At 70.5% G+C, this 22875-nt stretch carries 27 protein-coding genes; 8 read left to right on the top strand and 19 right to left on the bottom strand.

Annotation, left to right across the window (positions count from 1 at the left end; translation table 11 throughout):
* Nucleotides 1-232: 232 nt before the first annotated feature.
* The 7 genes from F784_RS0113360 to F784_RS0113330 all read right to left on the bottom strand — a co-directional run bounded on the left by F784_RS0113360 (nucleotide 233) and on the right by F784_RS0113330 (nucleotide 7592).
* Nucleotides 233-1636: an RtcB family protein gene (locus F784_RS0113360; RefSeq protein WP_019587231.1), complete on the bottom strand. Its 1404-nt coding sequence runs from the start codon at nucleotides 1634-1636 to the stop codon at nucleotides 233-235.
* A 239-nt stretch (nucleotides 1637-1875) separates the two neighbouring features.
* The gene (locus F784_RS23155) at nucleotides 1876-2460 is read right to left on the bottom strand and encodes a hypothetical protein (protein ID WP_019587230.1); all 585 of its coding nucleotides are present in this window, start codon (nucleotides 2458-2460) and stop codon (nucleotides 1876-1878) included.
* Nucleotides 2457-3335, bottom strand: a complete 879-nt coding sequence (locus F784_RS0113350; protein WP_019587229.1) for a CapA family protein — start codon at nucleotides 3333-3335, stop codon at nucleotides 2457-2459. Before F784_RS0113350 ends, F784_RS23155 begins: the two co-directional genes overlap by 4 nt.
* Entirely contained in the window at nucleotides 3332-5383 is a 2052-nt protein-coding gene (locus F784_RS0113345; RefSeq protein WP_019587228.1) for a DUF3160 domain-containing protein, read from the bottom strand. The genes F784_RS0113350 and F784_RS0113345 overlap by 4 nt, the downstream gene beginning before the upstream one ends.
* Nucleotides 5384-5422: 39 nt before the next feature.
* Complete coding sequence (locus F784_RS0113340) at nucleotides 5423-6490, bottom strand: S-adenosylmethionine:tRNA ribosyltransferase-isomerase (RefSeq protein ID WP_040383193.1); 1068 nt, start codon at nucleotides 6488-6490, stop codon at nucleotides 5423-5425.
* Between the two features lie 5 nt (nucleotides 6491-6495).
* Nucleotides 6496-6903, bottom strand: coding sequence for a VOC family protein (locus tag F784_RS26835; RefSeq protein WP_019587226.1), 408 nt, complete (start codon nucleotides 6901-6903; stop codon nucleotides 6496-6498).
* Nucleotides 6900-7592: an SDR family NAD(P)-dependent oxidoreductase gene (locus tag F784_RS0113330; protein WP_019587225.1), complete on the bottom strand. Its 693-nt coding sequence runs from the start codon at nucleotides 7590-7592 to the stop codon at nucleotides 6900-6902. The genes F784_RS26835 and F784_RS0113330 overlap by 4 nt, the downstream gene beginning before the upstream one ends.
* Before the next feature lie 155 nt (nucleotides 7593-7747).
* Between F784_RS0113330 and F784_RS0113325 the strand changes: the two genes are divergently transcribed.
* The gene (locus F784_RS0113325; RefSeq protein WP_019587224.1) at nucleotides 7748-8416 is read left to right on the top strand and encodes a helix-turn-helix transcriptional regulator; all 669 of its coding nucleotides are present in this window, start codon (nucleotides 7748-7750) and stop codon (nucleotides 8414-8416) included.
* Between the two features lie 3 nt (nucleotides 8417-8419).
* Here the strand turns inward: F784_RS0113325 and F784_RS0113320 are convergent, their stop codons facing one another.
* Nucleotides 8420-9895 (bottom strand): UDP-N-acetylmuramoyl-L-alanyl-D-glutamate--2,6-diaminopimelate ligase, encoded by a 1476-nt coding sequence (locus F784_RS0113320; RefSeq protein ID WP_019587223.1) that lies wholly within the window; start codon nucleotides 9893-9895, stop codon nucleotides 8420-8422.
* 69 nt (nucleotides 9896-9964) lie between these two features.
* Here F784_RS0113320 and F784_RS0113315 point away from each other — a divergent pair, with 69 nt between their 5' ends.
* Together F784_RS0113315 and F784_RS0113310 are read left to right on the top strand one after the other, a co-directional pair.
* Entirely contained in the window at nucleotides 9965-10342 is a 378-nt protein-coding gene (locus F784_RS0113315) for an ArsR/SmtB family transcription factor (RefSeq protein WP_019587222.1), read from the top strand.
* 160 nt (nucleotides 10343-10502) lie between these two features.
* Nucleotides 10503-11000, top strand: coding sequence for a ferritin-like domain-containing protein (locus F784_RS0113310; RefSeq protein ID WP_026332465.1), 498 nt, complete (start codon nucleotides 10503-10505; stop codon nucleotides 10998-11000).
* Nucleotides 11001-11123: 123 nt separating this feature from the next.
* On the opposite strand, the gene F784_RS0113305 is transcribed toward F784_RS0113310, so the two are convergent.
* The 9 genes from F784_RS0113305 to F784_RS0113265 all read right to left on the bottom strand — a co-directional run bounded on the left by F784_RS0113305 (nucleotide 11124) and on the right by F784_RS0113265 (nucleotide 17210).
* Nucleotides 11124-11747 carry a deoxynucleoside kinase gene (locus F784_RS0113305; protein WP_019587220.1) on the bottom strand — a complete coding sequence of 208 codons (624 nt, stop codon included), beginning with the start codon at nucleotides 11745-11747 and terminating at the stop codon, nucleotides 11124-11126.
* 64 nt (nucleotides 11748-11811) lie between these two features.
* The gene (locus tag F784_RS0113300; RefSeq protein ID WP_019587219.1) at nucleotides 11812-12423 is read right to left on the bottom strand and encodes a deoxynucleoside kinase; all 612 of its coding nucleotides are present in this window, start codon (nucleotides 12421-12423) and stop codon (nucleotides 11812-11814) included.
* Nucleotides 12424-12732: 309 nt separating this feature from the next.
* Nucleotides 12733-13836, bottom strand: a complete 1104-nt coding sequence (locus tag F784_RS0113295) for a S1C family serine protease (protein ID WP_019587218.1) — start codon at nucleotides 13834-13836, stop codon at nucleotides 12733-12735.
* Nucleotides 13833-14054 (bottom strand): FmdB family zinc ribbon protein, encoded by a 222-nt coding sequence (locus tag F784_RS0113290; protein ID WP_019587217.1) that lies wholly within the window; start codon nucleotides 14052-14054, stop codon nucleotides 13833-13835. Before F784_RS0113290 ends, F784_RS0113295 begins: the two co-directional genes overlap by 4 nt.
* Before the next feature lie 132 nt (nucleotides 14055-14186).
* Nucleotides 14187-15068, bottom strand: coding sequence for a TAXI family TRAP transporter solute-binding subunit (locus tag F784_RS0113285; protein WP_019587216.1), 882 nt, complete (start codon nucleotides 15066-15068; stop codon nucleotides 14187-14189).
* 25 nt (nucleotides 15069-15093) lie between these two features.
* On the bottom strand, nucleotides 15094-15276 hold the full coding sequence (locus F784_RS0113280) for a hypothetical protein (protein WP_019587215.1): 183 nt from the start codon (nucleotides 15274-15276) through the stop codon (nucleotides 15094-15096).
* A complete protein-coding gene (locus F784_RS0113275; RefSeq protein ID WP_019587214.1) occupies nucleotides 15273-16022 on the bottom strand; it encodes a hypothetical protein in 750 nt (249 codons plus the stop codon). Before F784_RS0113275 ends, F784_RS0113280 begins: the two co-directional genes overlap by 4 nt.
* A 99-nt stretch (nucleotides 16023-16121) precedes the next feature.
* Nucleotides 16122-16799 (bottom strand): SRPBCC family protein, encoded by a 678-nt coding sequence (locus F784_RS0113270; RefSeq protein WP_019587213.1) that lies wholly within the window; start codon nucleotides 16797-16799, stop codon nucleotides 16122-16124.
* 102 nt (nucleotides 16800-16901) lie between these two features.
* Nucleotides 16902-17210: a hypothetical protein gene (locus F784_RS0113265; RefSeq protein WP_019587212.1), complete on the bottom strand. Its 309-nt coding sequence runs from the start codon at nucleotides 17208-17210 to the stop codon at nucleotides 16902-16904.
* A gap of 153 nt (nucleotides 17211-17363) precedes the next feature.
* Here F784_RS0113265 and F784_RS0113260 point away from each other — a divergent pair, with 153 nt between their 5' ends.
* The 4 genes from F784_RS0113260 (at nucleotide 17364) to tmpR (ending at nucleotide 20923) form a co-directional block, all read left to right on the top strand.
* Nucleotides 17364-18260 carry a DMT family transporter gene (locus tag F784_RS0113260; RefSeq protein ID WP_026332464.1) on the top strand — a complete coding sequence of 299 codons (897 nt, stop codon included), beginning with the start codon at nucleotides 17364-17366 and terminating at the stop codon, nucleotides 18258-18260.
* Nucleotides 18257-19738, top strand: coding sequence for an ABC transporter permease subunit (locus F784_RS0113255; RefSeq protein WP_019587210.1), 1482 nt, complete (start codon nucleotides 18257-18259; stop codon nucleotides 19736-19738). The genes F784_RS0113260 and F784_RS0113255 overlap by 4 nt, the downstream gene beginning before the upstream one ends.
* Nucleotides 19739-19799: 61 nt before the next feature.
* On the top strand, nucleotides 19800-20210 hold the full coding sequence (locus F784_RS0113250; protein WP_040383191.1) for an NUDIX domain-containing protein: 411 nt from the start codon (nucleotides 19800-19802) through the stop codon (nucleotides 20208-20210).
* Complete coding sequence (tmpR, locus tag F784_RS0113245; protein ID WP_019587208.1) at nucleotides 20207-20923, top strand: bifunctional dihydropteridine reductase/dihydrofolate reductase TmpR; 717 nt, start codon at nucleotides 20207-20209, stop codon at nucleotides 20921-20923. Before F784_RS0113250 ends, tmpR begins: the two co-directional genes overlap by 4 nt.
* Nucleotides 20924-20927: 4 nt before the next feature.
* On the opposite strand, the gene F784_RS0113240 is transcribed toward tmpR, so the two are convergent.
* Nucleotides 20928-21392, bottom strand: coding sequence for a YbaY family lipoprotein (locus F784_RS0113240; RefSeq protein WP_019587207.1), 465 nt, complete (start codon nucleotides 21390-21392; stop codon nucleotides 20928-20930).
* 117 nt (nucleotides 21393-21509) lie between these two features.
* Here F784_RS0113240 and F784_RS0113235 point away from each other — a divergent pair, with 117 nt between their 5' ends.
* Nucleotides 21510-22181, top strand: a complete 672-nt coding sequence (locus F784_RS0113235; protein WP_019587206.1) for a DNA-3-methyladenine glycosylase family protein — start codon at nucleotides 21510-21512, stop codon at nucleotides 22179-22181.
* A gap of 1 nt (nucleotide 22182) precedes the next feature.
* On the opposite strand, the gene F784_RS0113230 is transcribed toward F784_RS0113235, so the two are convergent.
* Nucleotides 22183-22875, bottom strand: coding sequence for a Crp/Fnr family transcriptional regulator (locus F784_RS0113230; protein WP_019587205.1), 693 nt, complete (start codon nucleotides 22873-22875; stop codon nucleotides 22183-22185).

Genomic DNA, 22875 nt, shown 5'->3' with positions numbered 1-22875 from the left:
GCGAGAGCCAGCTACTTGTGGCGATTGGCCGTCCACAAGAGACGGTTTTTAAAGAGCTGAAGCTTTGGCGCTGTTACCCCTCCCCCCTTGCGGGGGAGGCTGGGAGGGGGGTGGCAGGCGCCAGCCTGCCCTCCTCAGCCAACTTATGCCCCCACCCTCCAACCCAAAAAGCTGCCCCGGCCTGCGCGCAAGTCAGGCCGGGGCGACTTCCACTGCTATTTGACTATTCCCCCTACACGTCCTCGCTCCCCGTGTCCATCCGCACCACGCGGGGCGTGAACTGCGCGACCACGTCCACCAGGTCGCTCTGGCGGGCGATCACGTGCTCGATGCGCTTGTAGGCCTGGGGCGCCTCGTCGATGCCGCCGCCGATCAAGGTGACGCCGCGTTCGCTCAGGTAGGCCTGCACGTCCTTCTTGGCGAGGGTGTTCGCTGCCGCCTTGCGCCCCATCTGGCGCCCCGCCCCGTGGCTGGCGCTGGCGAGGGCCTCGGGGTTGCCCAGGCCGCGCACCACGAAGCCGGGGTCGGCCATGCTGCCGGGGATCAGGCCCAGTTGCCCGCGTTCGGCGGGGGTGGCGCCCTTGCGGTGGACGATCAGGTCGTGTTCGCCCACCCGCTGGCGCCAGGCGAGGTTGTGGCTGTTGCTCACGGTGGCGAGCGGGTCCACGTTCAGCGCGCGGGCGAGGCGGCGGTGGATCAGCTCGTGGTTGGCGAGGGCGTAGCGTCCGGCCAGGTTCATCGCTTGCCAGTAGCCCTCGCCGTCCTCGGTGCCCAGGGGCAGCCAGGCGAGCTTGCGGACGGCGGGGTCGAGGTTCGGGTGCAGGGCCTGCGCGACCTTGGTGTAGTGGTTCGCCACCTGTGCCCCGAAACCGCGCGAGCCGCTGTGCGACAGGATGGCGAGGTACTCGCCCGCCTCCAGCCCCAGGTCGGGCTGCGTCAGCGTCAGCGTGCCGAACTCGGCGAAATGGTTCCCGCTGCCGCTCGTGCCGATCTGCTCGGCCGCCTTGTCGTGGAGGTGGCGCAGGAGGGGCTGTTCGCGCCAGGTGGACTCGTGGAGCACCTCGTGGTCCTCGCGGTCGCGTTTCTCGAAGCCGACCCCCGCGCCGAAGCGGGTGTGCTTCAGGAGCAGGCGGCGGGCCTCGTCGGTGCCCAGCGCGTCAGGGTTCAGGGGCAGCACGCTCAGGCGCATGGAGCAGCCGATGTCCACCCCGACGCCGTAGGGAATCACGGCGTCCTCGGCGGCGAGCACTCCCCCGATGGGCAGGCCGTAGCCGACGTGCGCGTCGGGCATCAGGGCGCCCGCGCGGGAGATGGGCAGCACCATCGCCGCGTCCATCTGCTCGCGGGCGCCCGGCTCGATCAGGTCCTCGCCCCACACGCGGTAGGGGAGGGGGGTGGAGCGCAACTCGGCTCCCCGGCGCGCGTCCGCCTTCGCCCGCTGGTTCGTCAGTTCGGCCGCGAGGTCGGCGTACACCCCGCCCGAGAGGAACGCGCCCGGGTTCTCCTGCACCGCGCGCAACTCCTCCAGAATCTCCTGGCGGCCCAGCCCCGCCCGTTCGCGCTGGGTGGCAGCGGCGAGGGCCAGGGCCACCGCCTTTTTCTCGAAGCCCAGTTTGGTGACCAGTTTTCCGTTCATGTGCTGTCCCTGCCTGGGGCGCCGCCTTCAGTCGCTCGCGGCGTCCCCCTGTGGTGAGGACCGGGGGGCGGGTGCCCCGTTCCGGTCGCCTGGGTCGTCGGCCTCGGTGCTCCGGCTATCTTGTCGTATTCGCGGCATGGCTCGCCCCCTTTCTTTCCTTCATTCCCGAAGTGTGCCCACTCTGCCGGGGTGAGCTGTGTTCCGGCATCGGCCGAGTGGCAGAGGGCGCGTAGGCCAGTTCAACGCACGGCAGGCTGACCCCGCGCGTCCACGCTGACGGCCCGCGCCTTCAGGGCCACCCGGCGTTCCAGCCGGAAGCCGAAGCCCGTCCAGGTCCACTCGCTGAGTGCGGTGGCGGTAGCCTCCCGGCCCCGCGCGTAGGTGGCCTCCAACGTGACGAGTTCACCACCTGGCCGCACGGTCAGCGCTGTGACGGGGCGGTACAGCGCGCTCCCCACCCAGACGTTGCGGTACGAGCCTCCCGGGCCGGGTTTCAGCACGGCGACATGTGAACTGTCCCCCCGCGCGTCCCGGTTCCCCGTGATGGGCGAGGGGGACGCCGACCAGCGGGCGACCGGCCAGTCGCGCCAGGGCCTCCACACCCCGAGGACGCATTCCGGGCTGCCGTCGCCCGTCACGTCCGCGTAGACCTGCGAGCGAACGTCCCACGAGGTGGGCAGACGCAGGAGCGGGCAGGGGGGAGGAGGCCGCAGCACCCCGGCGGGGGCCAACGTGCCGTCCGGGTGGAGGACCCGCCAGCCGCCCCCGTCGCCCCCCGCCAGCGCCGTGCCTAGCAGCAGGAGGGGGAGGAGGATGCCCCTCATCTGGTCCCCGGGCAGGTGGGGATGCCGAGGCGGGCGAGAGCGGTGCGGCGTTCCCCCGCCGTGGCCAGGGTGACGCGGCCCGACCGGGAGCGGGTAGGGACGGCGCAGGGCCGCAGGTCGTCCGCCTCAATCCCCACCCGCACGACCGCACCCAGCCACGTGTCCGGGTACGGCTGGTCGAAGAGCAGGTTGCCCAGACTGTACAGCACCAGGGTTCCGCCCAAACGCTCGCTGCCCTGAAGGACATGCGGCCCGCTCCCCACGATCAGCGTCGCCCCCGCTGCCGCGAGGTGCCGGGCGAGGGTTCGTTGCCGCGCGGTGACGGGGCTGTATTCCGCGCCCCAATGAACGCCTACAACGACAAATCTCGCCCGTCGTGCGCCTTCCCGGATGGCGGCGAGCGGTGGTGGCGTCTGCCCGTCGTCCAGAAAGGCGACCCAGGCGACGGGGACTCCCCGGACTCGGGTGACCGTCGGGCCGAGGGTGATGGGGGTGATCCCGGCGCGGCGCAGAGTTCCCCGGCTCTCGGCCTGCCCCGCAACGCCGCCGTCCTCCGCGTGGTTGTTCTCCACGCCCAGCTGAGTAAAGGCCGTCAGTGCCGCCACGCCTGCAGGGGGAGCGCGCAGATCCAGCCCTACTCCCGGATGGGGCGCCGTCGTAAGGGGCGACTCCAGATTCCCGTAGGTCGCGTCCGCCCGCAGAGCCGCTGCCACACCGGAGAGCGCCGCCCCCCAGTTCCCTGCATTCGCCTCCGCCACGCCACGCGCCAGGCTCACGTCGCCCGCCAGCGCGAGGGTAAGCGGGGGCGCCTCCCGCCCACCCGAGGTCAGGGACAGCGTCGCGGCCAGGGCGAGGAGGCTCCTCCACCCGGTCACTTCACCACGACGCCGCTCAGCCACGGGTGGGGGGACGGGACCTGACCGGCTTTGAGCCTGGCGCGCCACGCCTCGTCGGTCAGGCGGCCTGAGAGAGGCACCGTGAACTCGTACTGCGAGTACACGCCGCCGCGCGCGACCTGAAGTCCACCGCGTCCGTCGGGCACGACCGCGTACAGCTCTTGGATGGTTCCGGTCGCCTCCTCCAGCACCCGCCCGTTCCCGCCGTCGGTCGCCACGTCGGCCACGACCGCCGCGTAGGGGGTCTCGTCGAACTCGGGGGTGCCTTCCGGCCCGCCCTCCTGCTCGGGGTCGGTGCTGGCGAGCTTGAGCTGCTCCAGCCAGCCGCCGAAGTAGCGCAGTTGATCGTACTCGTCGGTCGTCAGGGCCTGACCGGCGAGTTCCTTCGTCGTGGCGCGGTCCAGCAGGGTCAGCATCCCGCGCAGGTTCGACAGGTTGTTCGCGGTGCGCTCGGAGAGGATCTTCTGGCCCGTCAGCACCCGGCGCGTCAGGGCTTCCAGCGCGAGGAGACGGGTCCAGACCTGCCCGTTCGGTTCCACGTAGCCGTGGGGCGGCGGCGGCTCGCCCCCCCCGCCCATCTCGGCCATCGTCTGCTTGGCGTACAGCAGGGTGTCATGCCGCAGCTCGGTCCACGAGCCCAGGGCGGTCAGCATCTCCTTGCGGGCCCAGGCGGGCGTCCGCATGAAGGCGGGATAGCGATTGTCGCGCGCCCCCGGTTTCGCCAGGGCCTGGAGGACGAAGAGCCACCCGCTGTACACGTTCGCGTTCCAGTCGGCCGGTTTCAGGGCGGCGAACTGGCCCCGCACCTTCCGCATCTGCGCCTCGTAGTTCGCGTACCCCGCGTCCCCCAGCCGCCGCAACTCGTTCAGCGCGGCCTCGTTCCCCATCGCCGCGAGGAGGTCCAGGCCGCGCGGGAGGGTGCGCGGCCTGTCCTCAGTGCCCACCTCGCGGTAGACGAGCTGTTGCAGCGCCGCCCCGTCAAGCGTGAAGCGCTGCCCCATCAGCCGGAAGCCCAGCGTCTCGCGCTGGCGCACGTCCACGCCCTCACCGGGTTTTGCCACGATAAACACGCTGTTCACACGCGGCGGCGGCAGTTTTGCCAGCGCGGACTGGAAGGCGGCGAGCTTCCCCGGGTCGGCGAGCCCCCGGATGTTCCCGCCCGTCACGGCCTGGAGGGTCGCCGCGTACTGCCGGAAGTTCAGGTCGTCGCTCGCGCCGATCAGCAGGGTGGTCGGGTCATACAGCCGCGCCCAGAGCTTCTGCGCCTCGGCGTCTCCGGTGAGCAGCCGGGTCACCAGGGCCGCCGTGCGCGTCTCGCTCGCCTCCTTCACGCGCAGGTTCATGCGTCCCAGCCACAGCATCGTGCGGAAGTAGCGTTTCAGCGCCTCCGAGCGGGTGTAATGCCCGCGCGGCACGTACTGGGAGTAGTCCTCGATCATTTTGGAGGAGGCGAAGATCGGGGACTGGGCAGGTCCGGTGTGCGCGTTGATGAGTTTCAGTTCCGCCTGGACGAGCGGCGCGACCTCTGCCGGAATGGGGCTGCCCGGGTCGGCCAGCTTCTGCGCCACAGCCAGGTACGCGAGCGCCCGCCGCGCGTCGGGTTCCAGGGGTGTTCCGGTGAGAGCCTGCCGCTGCTTGCGGGCGTCGGCCACGAGCAGGGCGGTCAGGCGGCGGGCCGCAGGCTCAAGCGTCTCCCGCTCCAGGTCGCGCAGCATCTTGTCGAAGACGAGGTGGTAGATGTGCAGCACCGCGTCCGTCGTCACGAAGACGGGCTGTTCGGCGTAGCGGGTCGCCTCGTACACCGCGTCGAACTGCCGCCACTGGGCGGGCACGATCACGAAGCCCTGGCGCGAGAGGGCCGCGCGCTGCGCCGCGTTCAGGGCGGGAAGGCCCGCGTCCTTGCTGCCGCGCAGCAGCGCCGGGTTTTTCAGGGTGTTCAGGTTGACCGGGAGGCTGTACGTGGACGCCGCCCGCGCCCCACCGGGAAGCACGAGCAGCAGGGTCAGGGCCAGGCCGGGGAGTTTCATGGTGGTATTAGACACCTTTGAGCAGGGGGAGTCCGCTGCTCAGGGCAGGATGAGGTGCAGGTCGCCAAACTCGTGCCAGAGGTATCCGGCCTTCAGGGCCGCGCGGTAGGCGACCTCCAGGTGTCGCCGCCCGGCGATGGCCTCCAGCATCAGCAGGTGGCTGGCGCGCGGCTCGTGCCAGCCGGTGAGGAGCCCGTGAACGGCGCGGATGCCCCGCTCGGGCGTGATGATCTCGCGGGTCCAGCCGGAGCCGGGGTGGGTGACCCCGCGCTCGTCGGTGACGGTTTCCAGGGCGCGCACGACAGTCGTTCCGACGGCGATCACTCGTCCCCCGCTGGCTTGTGCCTCGTTCACGGTGCGGGCGGTGCCCTCCGGCACCCGGTAGACCTCCTCGTAGGGGGGCTCATGGTCCTCCAGGCTGGCGACGCCGGTGTGCAGGACCAGGGGGGCGACGCGCACGCCCCGCGCCACCAGTGCCGTCAGGAGTTCCGGCGTGAAGGCCCGCCCCGCCGACGGCATCTCCGCGCTGCCGGGCTCGGTGACGAACACCGTCTGGTAGGTGCCCAGCGGCCAGTCGCGCGGCACGTACCCGTAGCGGATGGGCTTGCCGTGGGCCGCCAGGTAGGCCAGGAGCGGCCCCGGGAGATGCAGCGCGGCGACCCACAGCCGGACACCCCCAGGCTGCTCGGCCCGGCTGCGGTCCGTGCTGTAAGGCGCGAGGAGGGTCACCTGACCGCCGTCCGGCAGGCCCAGTGTCTCGCCCGCCCGGGCCTGACGCTCGGGCAGCGTCGCCGTTCCGGCCGGGCGGCGCAGCTCCACCGTCCACAGGTCGGCGGGGAGGTGCGTGCTGAGGTGCAGCTCCAGAGCCGAGCCGTCCGCCCGGGTGGCCGGGAGCGCGGCGGGGAGCGTGCCGCTCGTGTTGATGACGAGCACGTCCCCCTCACGCAGAAAGGCGGGCAGGTCCCGGAAGGTGGCGTGATGAAGGGCGTCGTCCGCGACCCGGGAGACGAGCAGGCGGACCCCGTCGCGCGGGAGGCCGCGGGCCTCGGGGGGCTCGTGCGCCTCCAGGTGCGGGGGCAGCGTGAAGTCGAGGGGGCGGGTGAGCATGGCGCTCACGGCAACTCCACGTGCGGGTGAAACAGGGTGAGGGGCAGGCCGCCTGGGGTGCTCAGGCGCTGGTTGTGGTGGCCCCAGGGCGTCTCGACGGGGGGGGCGGCCACCCTGGCCCCCGCCCGCCGCAGGCGCTCCCCGGCCGCGGGCGTGTCGGTCACCCGGAAGGCGAGGCGCACCCCGGGAGGGTCCGCCCGGCCCGCCTCGATCTCCCCGATGCGCCGGGCCTGGGGTTCGTCCACAATTTCGAGGGTCGCGCGCCCGGCGTCCAGCACCACGCCCCGCCCGTCCGGGTCGTCCCAGCCAGCTATGGCCCGGAGCCCCAGCCCCTCCTGGAAGAGGTGGCGAACCGCCTCGTAGTCGCGGGCGCTGATCACCACGCGCAGTTCCTGTGGGGGCGGCGGGCTCATGCCGTCACCCCCACCATCTGTTGCGCGACGTACCGGCCGCTGGGGAGGTCGCCCGTCAGCAGGCGCAGGACCCCGGGGACGCTCACCTCCGGCACCGGGCGGTCGCTGATGTCCTCGCCGGGGAAGGCGTCCTGATGCATCTGGGTCCGCATGTCCCCGGGGTCCACCCAGTACACCCGCAACCCGGGGTGCTCGGCGGCGAGGACCCGGCTGAGCTGCTCCAGCGCGGCCTTGCTGCTGCCGTACCCCCCCCAGGTCGCGTACCCCTCCACCCCCGCGTCGGAGGTCACGTTGACGATCCGCCCCCCGGGGGGCAGGTGCGGCAGGGCGAGCTGGATCAGGCGCAACGGGGCGATGGTGTTCACCTCCAGCACCTGTCGGTAGCCGTCCAGCGGGAGGTCACGCAGGGGGGGCAGCGGCGTGGGTCCCAGCGTGCTCGCGTTGTTCACCAGGGTGTCCAGGCCGCCGAGGGCCAGCGCCGCGTCGATCAGGCGCCGGGCGTGTGCTCCGTCCGCCACGTCGCCGGGAAGGGCCGTCACCGGGGTGTGCCCAGCCAGCTCCCGGCGGGCCTCCTCCAGTGGGTCCCCCTCGCGGGCGGTGAGCACGAGCGCCCAGCCCTCCCGGGCGAGGCGGCGGGCCAGGGCAAGGCCCAGACCACGGGAGGCGCCGGTAATGAGTACGACGGGCATAGAGTCCTCCTGAGCATGAGAGAGGAGCTTCCGGGGAAGGACGTTTGTCACGCGAGGGCTCGCGTTGCCGTGAGTGTAGGCGCACCCCGGCAGGAAAAGCAAGTATTTGCTTGCTAAACTCTTTTTGACCCGGAGGGGCGCGGTAGAATCCTCCCGTGCCGCTGGTCAGCCCCGCCCTCGATCATCTGCCCGCGACGCGGCGGGCCATCCTCCATCACCTGAAAAAGCGCGGTGAGGCGGGGGCCGACGAGCTGGCGCAGACGCTGGGCATCACCCCCAGCGGCATTCGGCAGCACCTGGGGGCGCTGGAGGACGCCGGGTTCCTGAGCGCCCACGACCGCCGCGAGGGACCCGGGCGGCCCAGGCGGCGCTACCGCCTCACCGCGCAGGCCGACGCGCTGTTTCCCCGCGCCTACGCCGAACTCGCCAACGAACTCCTGAGCTACGTGCAGGATGAGGACCCGGGGATGGTCGCGCGCATCTTCGAGAAACGCGCCGAGCGCCGTCTGCACGACACCCTGACCCGCACCCGGCACCTCCCCTTCCGGGAACAGGTGCGGGAACTCGCCCGCATCCTCGACGAGGACGGCTACCTCGCCGACCTTCAGGAGAACCCCGACGGCAGCTTCACCGTGACCGAGCACAACTGCGCGGTCCTGAGCGTCGCGCTGCGTTACGGGCACGCCTGCGGCAGCGAGCTGGGGTACATCCGGGCCGCCCTGCCCGGAGCCGAGGTGACCCGCATCGCCCACATGCTCAGCGGCGCCCACGTCTGCGCCTACCAGATTCGCCCGAGGATGCAGGAGGCTCCCGAACAGGGCTGAGGATTACGCGGGGTTCCGTCGCGCGGCCAGGGCCTCCCGCGCCTCCTCCACCTCGTTCCAGGGCAGCGTCTCGGTGTCCCGTTCCAGCGTGTCCTCCGGCCCCTTCCCGGCGAGCAGTACGGTGTCCCCGGCCCGCGCTTCCCGGATCACGTGCCGCATCGCTTCCCGCCGGTCGCCGATGCTCGTGAAGTGATGCCGCCCCGTCTCCCGCGCGCCCCGCTCCATCTCGCGCAGAATTTCCAGAAGCGGCGTGTCGCGGTGATCCTCCTCGGTGAAGACGGCGTGGTCGGCCAGCCGGGTCGCCACCTCGCCCAGGGGCGCCCGTTTGCCCGGGTCGCGCGGCCCACCCGCGGAGCCGATCAGGACCCACAGCTTTCCCTCGGTCGTCGCCCGCAGGGTCGAGAGGACCTTCTCCAGGCTGGGCGGCGTGTGCGCGAAGTCCACGATCACGCGCGGGTCGCCTTCCCCCCCCGGCACGAGTTCCATCCGCCCCGGCACGCCCCGGAAGGTGCTCAAACCCTCCACGAGTTGCGGCACGGTCGCGCCGAGGTGAACTGACGCCGCCATCGCGGCGAGCGCGTTCGCCACATTGAAGCGGCCGATCATGGGCAGCCTCGCGCCGAACTCGCCCAGCGGTGAGGTGACGTGGAAGTGCAGCCCAGTCGCCCGCTCCAGGGTGCTGGTCGCCCGCCAATCCGCCCCCCGTCCCTCGGCGGAATAGGTCGTCTCGGCGGGGGCAAGGCCCGTCAACCTCTCCGTCCACGGGTCGTCCGCGTTGAGCACTCCAAAACGGGCGCGTTCCACCAGCTTGCGCTTCTCGGCGAAGTAGTTTTCGACCGTGCCGTGAAAATCCAGGTGTTCGCGGCTCAGGTGGGTCCATACCGCCACGTCCCAGTCCACCCCTCGCACCCGGTCGAGCGCGAGGGCGTGGCTGCTCGCCTCCAGCACCGCCGCCCGCCCGCCCGCGTCCACCATCTCGCGCAGCGCCTCCTGCACCTGGGGCGCCTCCGGCGTGGTGAAGTGGGCCGGGAAGTGGCGCAGCACGCCGTCCGGCAGCTCGTACCCGACGGTGCTCAGGAGGCCGGTGGACAGGCCCGCCGCCCGCAGCAGGTGGCGGGTCAGCCAGCTCGTCGTCGTCTTGCCGTCCGTGCCCGTCACGCCGACCACCCTGAGCTGGCGGCTGGGGTGTCCCGCCAGTGCTACCGCCGCGTCGGCCAGCGCCGCCCGCGCGTTCGGCACGGTCAGGTAGGGCAGGGGAGGGGAGACCCCATCCGGCACCCCCTCGCCCAGCACGGCGGCGGCGCCCCTCGCCCGTGCCTCCACCAGGAATTGGTGCCCGTCAAACTTCGCCCCGCGAATCGCCACGAACAGGGAGCCGGGTTCCACCCACGCCGCATTGTGCGTCACGCCGCGTACCTCCACGTCGGGGAGGTCGTGGGTGGGGACATTCAGGGCGGCGGCGAGGTCGGGCAGGCGCATGGGGGGAGGCTAGCAAAGGTGGGGCGGGGGCTTCCTTTTTCGGCCTGCCCCGGGCCGTATCCTGGCCCCATGACCGCCCCCACCTCCTCCCGGGACGAGGCCTGCGAGGTGACCTGCGTCCATCCCCAGGCCGTCGCGCGGGCCCGCGCCGCCCAGCCGGACGAGGGGGCGCTGGCCCGCGCCGCCGCGCTGCTCAAGGCCATGTCCGACCGCACCCGGTTGCGGCTGCTGACGGCCCTGAGCACCGGGGAGCTGTGCGTCTGCGACCTCGCCGTGATCGCGGGCATCAGCGAGAGCGCCGTGAGCCACCAGCTCCGGCTGCTGCGCGAGGAGCACCTCGTCGCGCCGCGCCGCGAGGGCCGCGTCGTGTACTACCGCCTTGCGGACGCCCATGTCACCGGCCTGCTGGGCAACGTGCTGGAGCATATGGGCCACGCTGGACTTTGATCCATCCCTTTCACTGCAGTCCGGATCCAATTCAGGGGCGGGTCCGGTCGCTTTTGCATCGTGAAGTGTCTTTGAAGCCTCGGCCTTTATCTTCTTGACTCGGCTGCCAGAAAGCCCCCGTCAGTTCCCGGTCACAATGCCAGGTAGAGGTGAAATGAACATGGCGATGCAAATGCAAGACCTTCAGGACCTCTACGTTCACAAGCTCCAGGACATCTACAGCGCCGAGCAGCAGGGCCTGCAGGCGATGCAGCAGAGCGTGCAGGTGATCCAGACGCCCGAACTGCGGCAGGGCATGCAGATGCACATCCAGCAGACCGAGGGGCAGATCCAGCGCCTGGAACAGATCCTCCAGAAGCTGGGCGAGCAGCCCGGCAGCGAGACCTGCGAGGGCATGCGCGGCCTGGTGCAGGAAGCCCAGAAGCTGATCCAGGAGAACGCCTCGCCTGAGGTGCTGGAAGCGGGGCTGATCGCTGCCCAGCAAGCGATGGAGCACTACGAGATCGCCGGGTACGGCACCGCCCGCACCTATGCCCAACTTCTGGGCGATCAGGACGCGGTGCAGCTTCTGGAGCAGACCCTCCAGGAGGAGAAGACGGCTGACGAGCAGCTCACCCAGGTCGCCCAGCAGATCAACGTCGAGGCGATGAACGCCTGAATTCATGCGAAGTGAGCCGGGGTGGAGCCCACGCGGTTCCGCCTCGGTCCTGTCATGGAGGGCTGTCCCTACCCCGCTACCAGGGGGAGAGGGGCTTCACGCAGCGAGGGGGTGAGGGGTGCTTCAGCGCAGCAGCGGCAGCCCGAACCCGTGCGCCTGCACCCGGTCGCACACCCACTGGAAGGCGGCGGGGTCCTGCACGAAGTCGAGCCTGTCGCCGGGCACGCGCACGACCGCACAGGCGTCGAAGCGGCTGATCCACTCGTCGTACAGCCGGTTCAGGCCCGCGAGGTAGGCGTCCGGAATGTCCTTTTCATACGCCCGCCCGCGCTGGGCGATGCGCTTTTTCAGGGTGGGCAGGCTGGCGTCGATGTGGATGAGGAGATCGGGCACGCGCAGGGCGGGGAGGATACCCTCGTACAGCCCGCGGTAGGTGGCCCAGTCGCGCGCCTCCATCTGGCCGGACTCGTAGAGGTTGCGCGCGAAGATGTTGGCGTCCTCGAACACCGTGCGGTCCTGGATGACGTACCGCGCCCCCGTCACCAGGTTGAGGTGCTGCTCCAGCCGCCGCGAGAGGAAGTACACCTGGCTGTGGAAGGAATACCGCCGCATGTCGCGGTAGAAGTCCTCCAGGTAGGGGTTCTCCGCGTACGGCTCGTACACCGGGCGCAGGCCGTAGCGCTCGGCGAGCATCCGCGTCAGGGTGCTTTTACCGCTGCCGATGTTGCCGGAGATGGCGAGATACATCAGGGGCTCCGTTTCGGGGACCTGGGGGGGGTAGGCTCCGAGCCCCGTTCCAGCATTCTCCCCATCAGTCCGCCGCGCTTTCCGCGTGCAGCGCCTCGTGGACCCGGCCCAGGATCGCCTGCTCATCCTGCGCGCTCCCCACGAAGTCGTAGCCGCTGGCATCCACCGTGAGCAGCCTGCCGGGGTACGTGCGGAAATACTCGTCGTAGCGAGTGGTCAACTCCTGAAGGTAGGCGGCCTGCATATCGCGCTCGAAGGGCCGCCCGCGTTTCTCGATGCGCGAGAGCAGCAGTTCGGGCTCGGCCCGCAGGTACACCACGAGGTCGGGGGTGGGCAGCCGGGGCGAGAGGTGGCTGTAGAGGTCCTCGTACAGGGCGAACTCGGCATCCCTCAAGTTCATCGCGGCGAAGATGAAGTCCTTGTCGAAGAGGTAGTCGCTGACCACGTTCCCGCTCCAGAGTCCCGGCTGCGCGAGGTTTGAGAGCTGCTTGAAGCGCGACAGCAGGAAAAACACCTGCACCTGAAACGAGTACGCCTCGGGGGCCTCGTAGAAACGGGCCAGGAAGGGGTTCTCCTCCACGACCTCCAGGTTCAGCTCTGCCCCGTAGCGCGCGGCGAGGCGCCCGGCGAGGCTCGTTTTTCCCACCCCGATGGGGCCTTCGACGACCAGATACATGACGGGGGGAATGATAGGGCTTTGAGCGGTCAGCCGTCAGCGGTCGGCAGTCAGAAAGAGAAGGGTCCCGGCGGCAGGCTTTGATCATGGCCGAGTTCGCAGAAGCGGGGTCACCCTGAGCGCACGCGGAAGGTCCCGGGGCGTGGGGCGGGAGAGGCTTCGCCTGCGGCCCGGCATGACGGTTCTCCGGGAGGGAGCAGACGCCGAGCCCATGAAGTCTGCCTGGATGGCCGTTGCACCGCGTCAAAACTAGGCCTGCCCCGGCGCAGGCCGTGCCCTTTCATCTCTTTCTGACTACCGACCGCTCCCTCACTGCAAGGTGCGCTTCAGCAGCGTCACCTTCACGTCCACCGGCTTCTTGTTGCGCCACAGCCGCAGGTTGACGATCTGGCCGGGGCGCTTGGTCGCCACCAGGCGGGTCACGTCGAAACTGTCGCGCACGCGCTGGCCGTCCACCGACACGATCACGTCGCCCAGCGGGGCGAGAAGCTGGCCCCGGCTGTTTCTCAGCGAGCCGCGCAACCCGGCCCGCGCCCCGGCGGTTCCGGCGGGCACCTCGTCCACCAGCGCCCCCTCGGAGCTGCTCAGGCCCGCGAGCTGGCGCAGGGCGGGGTCCAGGGTGTCGAGGTCCACCAGCGTCGCGCCCAGCGTGCCTCGCTGCGGCACCCCGATCTTCTCCAAGTCGTCCAGGCTCTGCCGCACGAGGTCACCGGGAATGGCGATGCCGATCACGCCGGGCACGAAGCCGTTGGGCGCGGCATTGGAATCGGCCACCCCAACCACAGCCCCGCGCGAGTCGAGCAGCGGGCCGCCGCTGTTGCCACCCTGGATGTTGTTCGTGCTGACGAGGTACTGCCCGATCTCCTGCCCGAGCTGGTCGTTGCGGGGCAGATCACGCGCGCTCGCGGCCACGCTGAAATTGCCCACTCCCACGAAGTTCTGAATCCGCAGCGGGGTGCCGATGGTGATCAGCTTCTGCCCGGGAGTCAGGGCTGCGCTGCGCCCGAAGGCGAGGGTGCGGGGCGCCGTGACCCCCGTCACCCGCAGGATGGCGATGTCGATGCCGGGGTCGATCCCCTCCACCCGCGCCATCACGCGCCGCCCGTTGTACAGGGTCACGCTCACCGACTCCTGGTACTGAATCACGTGGTAGTTGGTGACGATTAGGTTCTTCTTGTAGAAGAAGCCGCTGCCCGTCTCCACCGGGTCGTCGCCGGGTTGCAGCACCTCCTTGCGGAGCCGCGCGTCAATCCGCACGACCGCCGGGAGGGCGCGCTGACTGACCTCGACCGTGTTGATCTCGTCCGGGGTGACCAGGGCACGCTGGGCATCCACCCGCCCGGTGACGTACGCGCCCGTGACCGCCCCCGCGAGCAGCAGGGCGGCCAGGCCAGCGCGCAGGGCGGGCCTCACTCGCCGCCGCCCCCCCCGCTGCCGCTCCCCTCGCTGGGCTTGGGCCGCGAGTCAGTCACGTAGAAGCCGCTGCCCCGGAACGCGATGCCGGGGGCCGACAGGACGCGCTTGATGGGCACGCCCGTCTCGGGGTGCCGCGTCAGGGCGTCCTCGCGCATGCTCTGCTTGATCTCGTAGAGTTCCCCGGTCTCGATGTTCTTGTACACGTACGTCGGCATGGCCTGCAGTCTCCGGCCGTCAATGTAGCAAGCCCGGCGCGCGGGGGCGTCCCGCCAAGCGGAACGTGAAGGGTTCAGCCTCCCCCAGAAGGGGCCGGGGCAGCTCGGGGTGCGCCCGGAGGTTCTCCGCCCTCACTTATAGCGTGGCCAGGGCCAGGTCTTGAAGTCCACCTCCTGCCACTTGGGGTGCATCCCCTCGTCCTCCTGGAGGTTCACGAGGTGACTCATGGCGCACTTCTGGTAGTTGAGCAGGAGTTGCTTCCGCTCCGGCGTCTTGAAGTCGCGTGTGGCGAGCACGCTCTGCACGGCGATGGTGGGGACCGAATTCGCGCTGAGGTTGGGGTAGAACAGCTTGGCGGGCGAATAAATGGCGCTGAGCTTGGGATTGGTCGGCACGGCGATCAGATTCACGCCGCTGAGGTTCTTCACCCAGGGGGCGGGCTGCCCCACGACCGCGAGGACGGCGTCCACCTGCCCCGACTGGAGCGCCGCGAAGGCCGAGGGCTGGTCCTTCAGGCTCACGATCTGGAAGGGGACGCCCGTCATCGCCGCGAGCACGCGCGCCGTGATCAGGCTGCCGCCCCAGGCGCCCACCCGCTTGTCCTTCAGGTCGGCGAAGTTCTGGATACCCGTCGTCGTGGTCCGGCCCAGAATGTTCGTCTTGACGACGGGCGGCCGGGCGAACAGGTGCAGCTCCTCGCGGTGCAGGGGGAGCAGCGTCCTGATGTTCTCCACCCGGGGGTCCTTGTCGATCTGCTGCCGCGCCTTGAGCACGTCCGACTGCACGAAGGCGAGCGAAACCTGATTGTCCAGCAGCAGGTCGATGTTCTCCAGCGACCCGCTGGTGCCGCGCTCGCGCAGGTACGCACTCTGGGTGCAGACCTGCCCGATGTTCTTGAACATGGCGCTGTAGGTGCCCGTCGGGCTGCCGGTCGCCACATTCAGGAAGGTGGGGGTGGCGGCCCCGGCGGCGCTCAGGGTCAGCAGCAGGGCGGTGAGGGGAACACACTTCATGGGGCCTCCGGGGGGAAAGGGGGAATCACTTCAACTCGCCGTAGCCGGAATCGTCGGAGGTGCTCGTCGTGGTGCCGGAGGAGGCCGGAGTCGTCGCCTGGCCGGGCGAACTCTCGCCAAACGCTCCCCGCTGGTCGAGGTAGATCACGCCCCCGCACCCGAGCAGGATCAGGACGAGCAGCGTCCCCAGGACCCGCGCCCGCCTCACGCCGCGCCCCCGCCGGGCCGGGCCGAGCGTTCCCCGCTGGCGAGCGCCTGGTCGAGCAGTTCGGCGTTGCGCCCCGCCCGCCGCGCGATCTCGGAGAGGGCCGATTCAGTCACGTGGCGGTCCTCGGCGCTGAGGTTGGCCTGCTGGAGCGCCGAGGCGACGTTGCCCTTCGCCTGGGCGAGCTGGGTGTCGATGCGCGCCTTCTTGATCTGCCGGTCGAACTCCACGAGGTCGGCGCGCAGGTCTTCCAGGTGCGTCTGCGCCCGGGCGAAGGCGTCGCGGCTCACCTGGAGGTCGTTCTCCCAGCGGGCAGTGTCCGCGGCGTCCATCTCCTTCCGGTTCTGGTCGATCAACCGGGCGAAGTCCGCGAGGTGCCCGTTCGCCTCGGCGAGTTGGCGCCCCTTGGCCGCGATCAGGTTCTCGAACTGCTGCCGCTGCACGATCAGGGTCTCCAGCGGCAGCGCGCGGGCGACCTCCTCCTTGGCGCGCACCCGCCCGGCGTTGAGCGCCAGCAGCAGGGCGGGCATCAGGAAGATCACCGCAAGGACCGCCACGATCAGCGCGGCGATGGTCACGGTTGTGAAGGCCACCCCCGCCACCGCGACCGCCGCCCCCGCCAGGGCCGCGAGGGCCAGCACGGCCCCCCCGGTGTAGAGCGCGATTCTCCCCGCCGTCACCGGAGCGGGGGCGAGGTCCCCGGCGGGCCGGGTGGTGATCACCGTCTCCTGACGGACAGGTTTGCTCATGCCTCCTTATACGCCGGGAGAGGGCGGGGGGTTGCTCATTCAACGGGGGAATGCGAAAAGACGGTGGCCGTTCGCCACCGTCTTCCTGTTTGCCGCCGCTTACGCCTGGGGATTCGCTCCCTCAAAGGTCTGCTTGAACTTCTGGAGGTCGTCGGCAATTTGCTGGCTGGGTTCCTCGCCGAACAGCTTGGCGACCGCCGCGCCGAGAGCCCCGGCAGGCGGACGGTACGAGAGGGCCACGTGGACACGGGTGCCGCCGTTCGGCAGGCTCTCGAACTGCACGCTGCCCGCGTTGTCCACCGTCGCGCCGGGCAGGCTGTGCCAGCCGATGCGCTCGCCGGGCTTGTCGTTCACGATCTCGGCCTCCCACTCGACGTGGGTGCCCAGCGGGGCCTTGGCGACCCAGCGGCTGCGGCGCTCGTCGAGGACGGTGACGTTCTCCAGGTGGCTCATGATGCGGGGCAGGTTCTCAAGCTGGCGCCAGTAGGCGTACACCTGCTGGGCCGGGCGGTCGATCACCACGCTGTGTTCCACGAAAATCGGTTTGGCCGCCGTCGCGTTGCCGCTCAGGCCCGCCGCCGACATCACCGGGTCGTTGCCCGTCGCGGCGCGGTAGGCGAGGTAGCCGCCCACGGCCGCCATGCTCAGGCCCAGGAAGCCGCGGCGCCGCAGGCCCAGCAGGAGCAGCGCACCCCCCGCCGCCCCGCTGATCAAGCGGCCCTGGTCCATGCTGTTGCCCGTTTCCTTGCTGTTCGAATTGTCCATATTCGCGCTCATAGCTGGTCTCCTCCGCTCCCGGCAGTGTAGGGGCCGCCCTTCGCGGGCCGGGTGAATCCTTCCCCAACCCACATTTAAGGTGAGATGAGGGTGACGGGCAATTCAGCGTTCCGCGTTACGGTCGTCTCTGCTCGCCCCGATGATGTCTGAGTCCTCGCCCTGGCCGGTGGTGTCCAGCATTCCGCTGTTGTCCATCTGCCGGGCGGGGTCGCTCTGCTCGTTCTCGCCCGATCCCAGGCCGCGGGACTCGGTGTGCCGGTCCTCGATGCTGTCCGTCGCCTGACGGTCCGCCCCGCTCTCGCCGCCCTGCATGTCGGGGTCGAGGTTGGTGTTTGCGTCGGGCGTGTCCCCCGTGGCGCCCATATAGGACGCGCCGGTCTGGGGGGCGTCGCCGCGTTTGCTGTCGTCCATGCGGGAAACCTCCTGTCGTTGCCCCTCATGCTTCAGCTTCGGGCCGCTGCGGCGGATGTGTTCGCCTTGACCCCCCCCTCATGCACTGGCCGCGCTAGGCTGGCGGGCGTGACTCGGCCCCGCTCCCCCTCCCGTACCCCCGGGGAAGGCCCCCTGACCTCCCACGCGCCTCAGGTCGGCCGCCTCGACCCCCTGTCGCTGGCGGCGATTGGGGTGACCATCCTGTTCTGGGCGTCGGCGTTCGCGGGCATTCGGGCGGGGCTGGAGGCCTTCTCGCCGGGGCACCTCACCCTGTACCGATTCCTGGTGGCGAGCGTGGCGCTGGGGGTGTACGCGGTGGTCGCCCGCATCCCCTTGCCGTCCCTGCCCGACCTGGGGCGCATCGGGCTGCTGAGCTTTTCCGGGATCACCCTGTACCACGTCTGTCTCAACTACGGAGAGCTGACCGTGCCCGCCGGAACCGCGAGCCTGATCATCGCCGCCGGGCCGGTCATCACGGCACTCCTCGCCACGCGCTTTGCGGGGGAGCGGCTGAACGCGCTGGGCTGGCTGGGCACCCTGATCAGCCTGGCGGGGGTCGCCCTGATCGTGCTGGGGCGCGGCGAGAGTCTGGACTTCACCCGGGGGGCGCTGCTGATCCTGGCCGCCGCCCTCTTCACCAGCCTGTATTTCGTCTTTCAAAAGCCCCTATTGAAGAGGATCAATCCCCTGCACTTCACGGTCTGGAGCCTGCTCACGGGCACCCTGCCGCTGCTCGTCTTCCTCCCGGGCTTTGGGGCGCAACTCGCCCAGGCGCCGCTGCCCGCCCACCTCGCCGTGGTCTACATCGGGCTGTTTCCGGCGGCGCTGGCCTACCTGACCTGGACCTTCGCTCTGTCGCGGGTGGGGGCGGGGACCACGACCTCCTTCCTGTACGTGAGCCCGGTGCTCGCCATCCTGATCGCGTGGGTGTGGCTGGGGGAACTGCCCAAGCCTCTGTCACTGGTGGGCGGGGTGGTGGCCGTCGCGGGCGTCATCCTGGTGAACACGCGGGGAAGGCCCCCGGCATGAACGCGCCCGGGGACGCCGACATCGCCATCCGGCTGGACGACGTGACCGTGCGGCTGGGCGGTCAAACCGTGCTGGAGGACGTGAACCTCACCGTGCCGCACGGCGAGTTCCTGGCGGTGATCGGCCCCTCCGGTGGCGGCAAAAGCACGCTGCTGCGGGTGATCGCGGGGCTGCTGCGCCCCCAGTCGGGCACAGTGGAGGTCGCCACGCCGCCCGCGCTGATGTTTCAGGACGACCGCTTGCTCCCCTGGCGCACGGCGCTGCGGAATGTCGCGCTCCCCCGCGATCTAGGGGCAGGGGGTGGCCTGGAGCCGCGCGAGGCGCTGCACCTCGTCGGCATGGACGCCTACGCGGGCTACGCACCAGCACAGCTCTCGGGCGGGATGCGGGCGCGGGTGGCATTGGCCCGCGCGCTGGCCCAGAGCGGCGACGTGCTGCTGCTCGACGAACCCTTCGCCGCGCTCGACGCCCTGGTCCGCGAGCGCTTCAACGCCGAGCTGCGCCACCTGCACGAGAAGACGGGGCGCACGACCGTCCTCGTCACCCACTCCATCCGCGAGGCGGTGTGGCTGGGCGACCGGGTGGCCGTGCTGCGGGGCGGGCGCATCGTGGACGTGCTCGACACCCGTGGTGAGGGCCGTGTCACCGCCTACACGGACGGCCTGGAGGCGCGGCTGCGGAACCTGCTGGGAGCGGGGGACAGCACCCGGCTGGAGGTCGAGCCACGGGGCCGCTTCCAGCTCGGGTGGCTCGCCCCGGCGGCGGCCCTCCTCGCGGGCCTGGTGCTGTGGGAGGTCGGTGCCCGCCTCCTGAACCAGCCGTTCCTGCTGCCCACCCCCGCGCGGGTCTGGGCGGAGCTGGGCAAGACACCCGGGGAATTCCTCACCTTCACCTGGGACACGGCGCGGATCGCGCTGCTGGGGGCCCTGCTGGGCTCGCTGGCGGGGGCGGTGATCGGGTATCCGCTGGCGAAGTCCCGGGCGCTCGAACGCCTGCTGAGCCCCTTTGTCGTCGCGTCGCAGAGCGCGCCCATCGTGGTGCTCGCGCCGCTGCTGATCACTTGGTTCGGCTTCGGCACCGTGCCCGCTGTGCTCGTCAGTGCCCTGAGCGCCCTGTACCCCGTAATGGTCGCCACCATCGTCGGCGTGCGCGAGGTGCGGCCCACCGACCACGAACTCTTCTCCACCCTGCGCGCGACCCCCTGGCAGCGGCTGACCCGGCTGGAGCTGCCCTCGGCCCTGCCCGTCATGCTGGGCGGCTTGCGGCTGGCGCTCTCGCTCGCCCTGATCGGCGCTGTCGTGTGGGAGTTCGTGAGCAACGCGCCGGGACTGGGCTTTGCGGTCAACCAGGCGCGGGCCTACTACAACACGCCCCGCCAGTTCGCGGCCATCGCCCTCCTGATCGTCCTGGGCGTGGCGCTCTACCTGATCGTGACGACCCTGGAGCGGCGGGTGCTGCGCCAGCGCCGGAGGGTGTAGGCCGCGGGCTTTGTCTCTTCTCCTGCGTCCCTTTTCCCGCGCACCGCTTACCCTGCTCCTCATGGAAAGACCCGTCGTCTGTGTGGGTGCCCTCGTCTGGGGGCCGGACAACCGAGTATTGCTCGCTCGCACGACGAAGTGGCGCGGGCTATGGGGCGTGCCCGGCGGCAAGGTGGATTGGGGCGAGACGCTGGAGCAGGCCGTGGTGCGCGAGTTCCGCGAGGAGACCGGCCTGACGCTACGTGACGTGCGGTACGCCCAGACCCAGGAGGCTGTCCTGAGCCCCGAGTTCCACAGGCCCGCCCACATGGTGCTGGTGGACTTCCTCGCCCGGACGGACGACACGGAGGTCACCCCGAATGAGGAGATCGAGGCGTGGGCCTGGGTGCCGCTGGAGGAGGCCGCGAGCTATCCGCTGAACACTGTGACGCGCACTCTCGTTGAACTCGCCTTGAAACGGGGGGAGGGGTGAAGGGCACGGCCCTCGTCACCGGCTCGGCACGCGGGATCGGGCGGTCGCTGGCGGTCGCGCTCGCGGGCGAGGGGTACGCCGTCGCCGTCCACTACCGGGGCAGCGCGGCGGACGCACGGGAGACGGCCCGGCAGTGCGAGGAGCGGGGCGTGCGGTCCACCATTCTCCAAGCCGACCTCACCGACCCGGACCAGGCCCGGCAGCTCGTCCGGGAGGCCCACGAGGCGGTCCCGAATTCCTCCCTCGCCGTCCTCGTCAACAACGTGGGCAACTACGTCCACAAACCGCTGCTGGAGACGACGGACGCCGAGTGGGCCGACATGCTCGCCTCCAACCTCACCGCCACCTTCGCCACCTGCCAGGCGGCGGCGCCGTTGATGTGGGAGGCGGGCTTCGGGCGGATCGTGAATCTGGGGTACGCGGGCGCCCGGCACCTCGTCGCCCGTCCCGGCATCGTGCCCTACGTGATCGCCAAAGCTGGCGTCCTGCACCTCTCTCACGCACTCGCCAAGGTCCTGGCAGGCACAGGCGTTAGCGTGAACGTGGTGTCCCCGGGCGTGATCGAAACGTCGGTGAGCCAGCCCCTGCGCGAGATTCCCGCCGGACGGGTGGGCACGGTGGCGGAACTCGTGGACGCCGCGCTCTACTTCGTCCGGGCCAGCGACTACGTGACCGGGCAGGAGCTGGAGGTGGCGGGGGGCTGGAACCTGTGAGGGGTCAGCGAACCGGGGCCACCCGCAGGTCCAGCACGACGTTGCGCCCCTGGGGCAGTTCCTGCGGGGCGACACTGCTGTAGAGCAGGCGCCCGTTCGGGCCATACACCTGGGCCGTCACCGCGTACATCCGGCCGGGGTTCAGGCGCACCGGGTTGAACTGCATCTGGTAGGGGGTGGAGAGGCGGGGGGTGGAGAAGCTGAAGTCCACCAGCGGCTTGCGCACGGTTCCGGACCCCGTCACGTCCACCAGGCTGACCCGGACGGTGCTGCCCGCCGGGAGGCGAACCTCGCCACCAGCGCGAACACGCCCGCTCACGACCCGGTAGCCCGCGGGTACGTCCGAGAGGTCCGGCGCCGTGGTCGAGGCCGTCGTGGCGGGAGGCGTGGTGGGCCGGGTGATGCGAATCTGCGCGGCGGCGGGAGCGGCGAGGAGGGCGGCCAGCAGGACGGCAAGGAGACGCTTCATAACCCTGACGCTAGAACGGCGGGCCATCAGGTGCGAGGGGCACCGGGTGAACGTTCTTCATCTTCCCCCGCCACCCGGCTCATGCGCCCAGGGCGGGCCGTGCGCTTTAGTAGCCGGGTGTTCCTCGCTCCCCCCCTCACCGACCATGCGGGCGCGCTCGATTGGCTCTCCCGTGACCCCGTGCTCGCGGAGGTGCTGGCGCGCGTCGGCCCGCTGCCCGTCCTCACGCCCACGCCGGACCCCTTCGGGACCCTCGTGCGGAGTGTGGGTGGGCAGCAGCTCTCCGTCCGGGCGGCGGCAAGTATCCACGCCCGGGTAGAGGCGGCGCTGGGCGGGATCACGCCGGAAAACCTGCTACGGGCCACGGCGGACGAGCTGCGAGCCACGGGCCTCTCCTGGGCCAAGGTCCGCACGGTGCGGGCGCTGGCGGATGCGGCGCTGGACGGGCGAGTGGATTTCGCCCACCTCGCCGCGCTGCCCGACGAGGCGGTGATTGAAGCCCTCATTCCCCTGCCGGGCATCGGGCGCTGGACCGTCGAGATGTTCCTGATGTTCGGCCTCGCCCGCCCCGACGTGTTCAGTTTCGGCGACTTGGTGCTGCGGCAGGAGGTCGCGCGGCTGTACCCGGACCTGACTCCCGAGGAGGCGCAGGCCACCGTCCGGGCCTGGTCGCCCAATCGCACGCTCGCCGCCCGCTATCTCTGGGCGGAGGTTGCGCGGCGGCGGCTGGCGGCGAAAGCGGGGAAGGATGACCCCGCCCCAAACCTTGCCGGAACAGACCCGCTGTGACCTACTCCTCCTCCAGGAAGCGGCGCAGGCCCTTAGGATTCAGGATCATCGGGGTGCGGGCGCGCACGATGGCGCCCTCCTGCTTCAGCCTCCCGAGCGAGTGGCTCACCGTCTCGCGGGTGGCGCCCACCATGCGGGCGATGTCCTCCTGGTTGAGCTTGAGCGCCAGCTCCACCCCCTGGGCGTGCGGACGGCCGAACTCGTTGGCGAGGCGGTAGAGCAGGCTGGCGACGCGCTCGGGGGCGCTGTAGGCACTCACCGCCGCCGTCCACGACTGGGCCTCGAAGAGCCGCGCGGCCATCAGGCGAATCAGCTTCATGGCGAGGGCGGGCTTGGTGTCCAGAAGCTTTTGCAGCTCCTGGCGCGGCAGCACGATCAGGGTGGTGCGCTCCAGGGCCTCGGCCTGGGTGGGGCGGCGTTCTTCCGGTTGCAGCAGCAGCTCGCCGAAGGTGTCGTGCTGGCCGATCACGCCCAGAATGGCTTCCTTACCGTTGGGAAAGAGCTTGCTGATCTTGACCAGCCCGCTGCGCACAAAATAGAGGGCGTCCGCCGGGTCGTCCATACGGTAGATGACTTCTCCCGGCCCATAGGAACGGTAGGGGGTGGACGCGGCCACACGTTCCAGTTCGGCCAGCTCAAGGTCCGCGAACAACTCGGTACGCTTGAGGTGCCAGACCAGGCTTGGGTAGTTCAT

Source organism: Deinococcus apachensis DSM 19763 (assembly GCF_000381345.1).
In the GTDB taxonomy this organism is placed as follows: Bacteria; Deinococcota; Deinococci; order Deinococcales; family Deinococcaceae; genus Deinococcus; species Deinococcus apachensis.
Note: the sequence above shows the minus strand (reverse complement) of the source record. Positions and strands in the feature narration are given on the sequence as shown.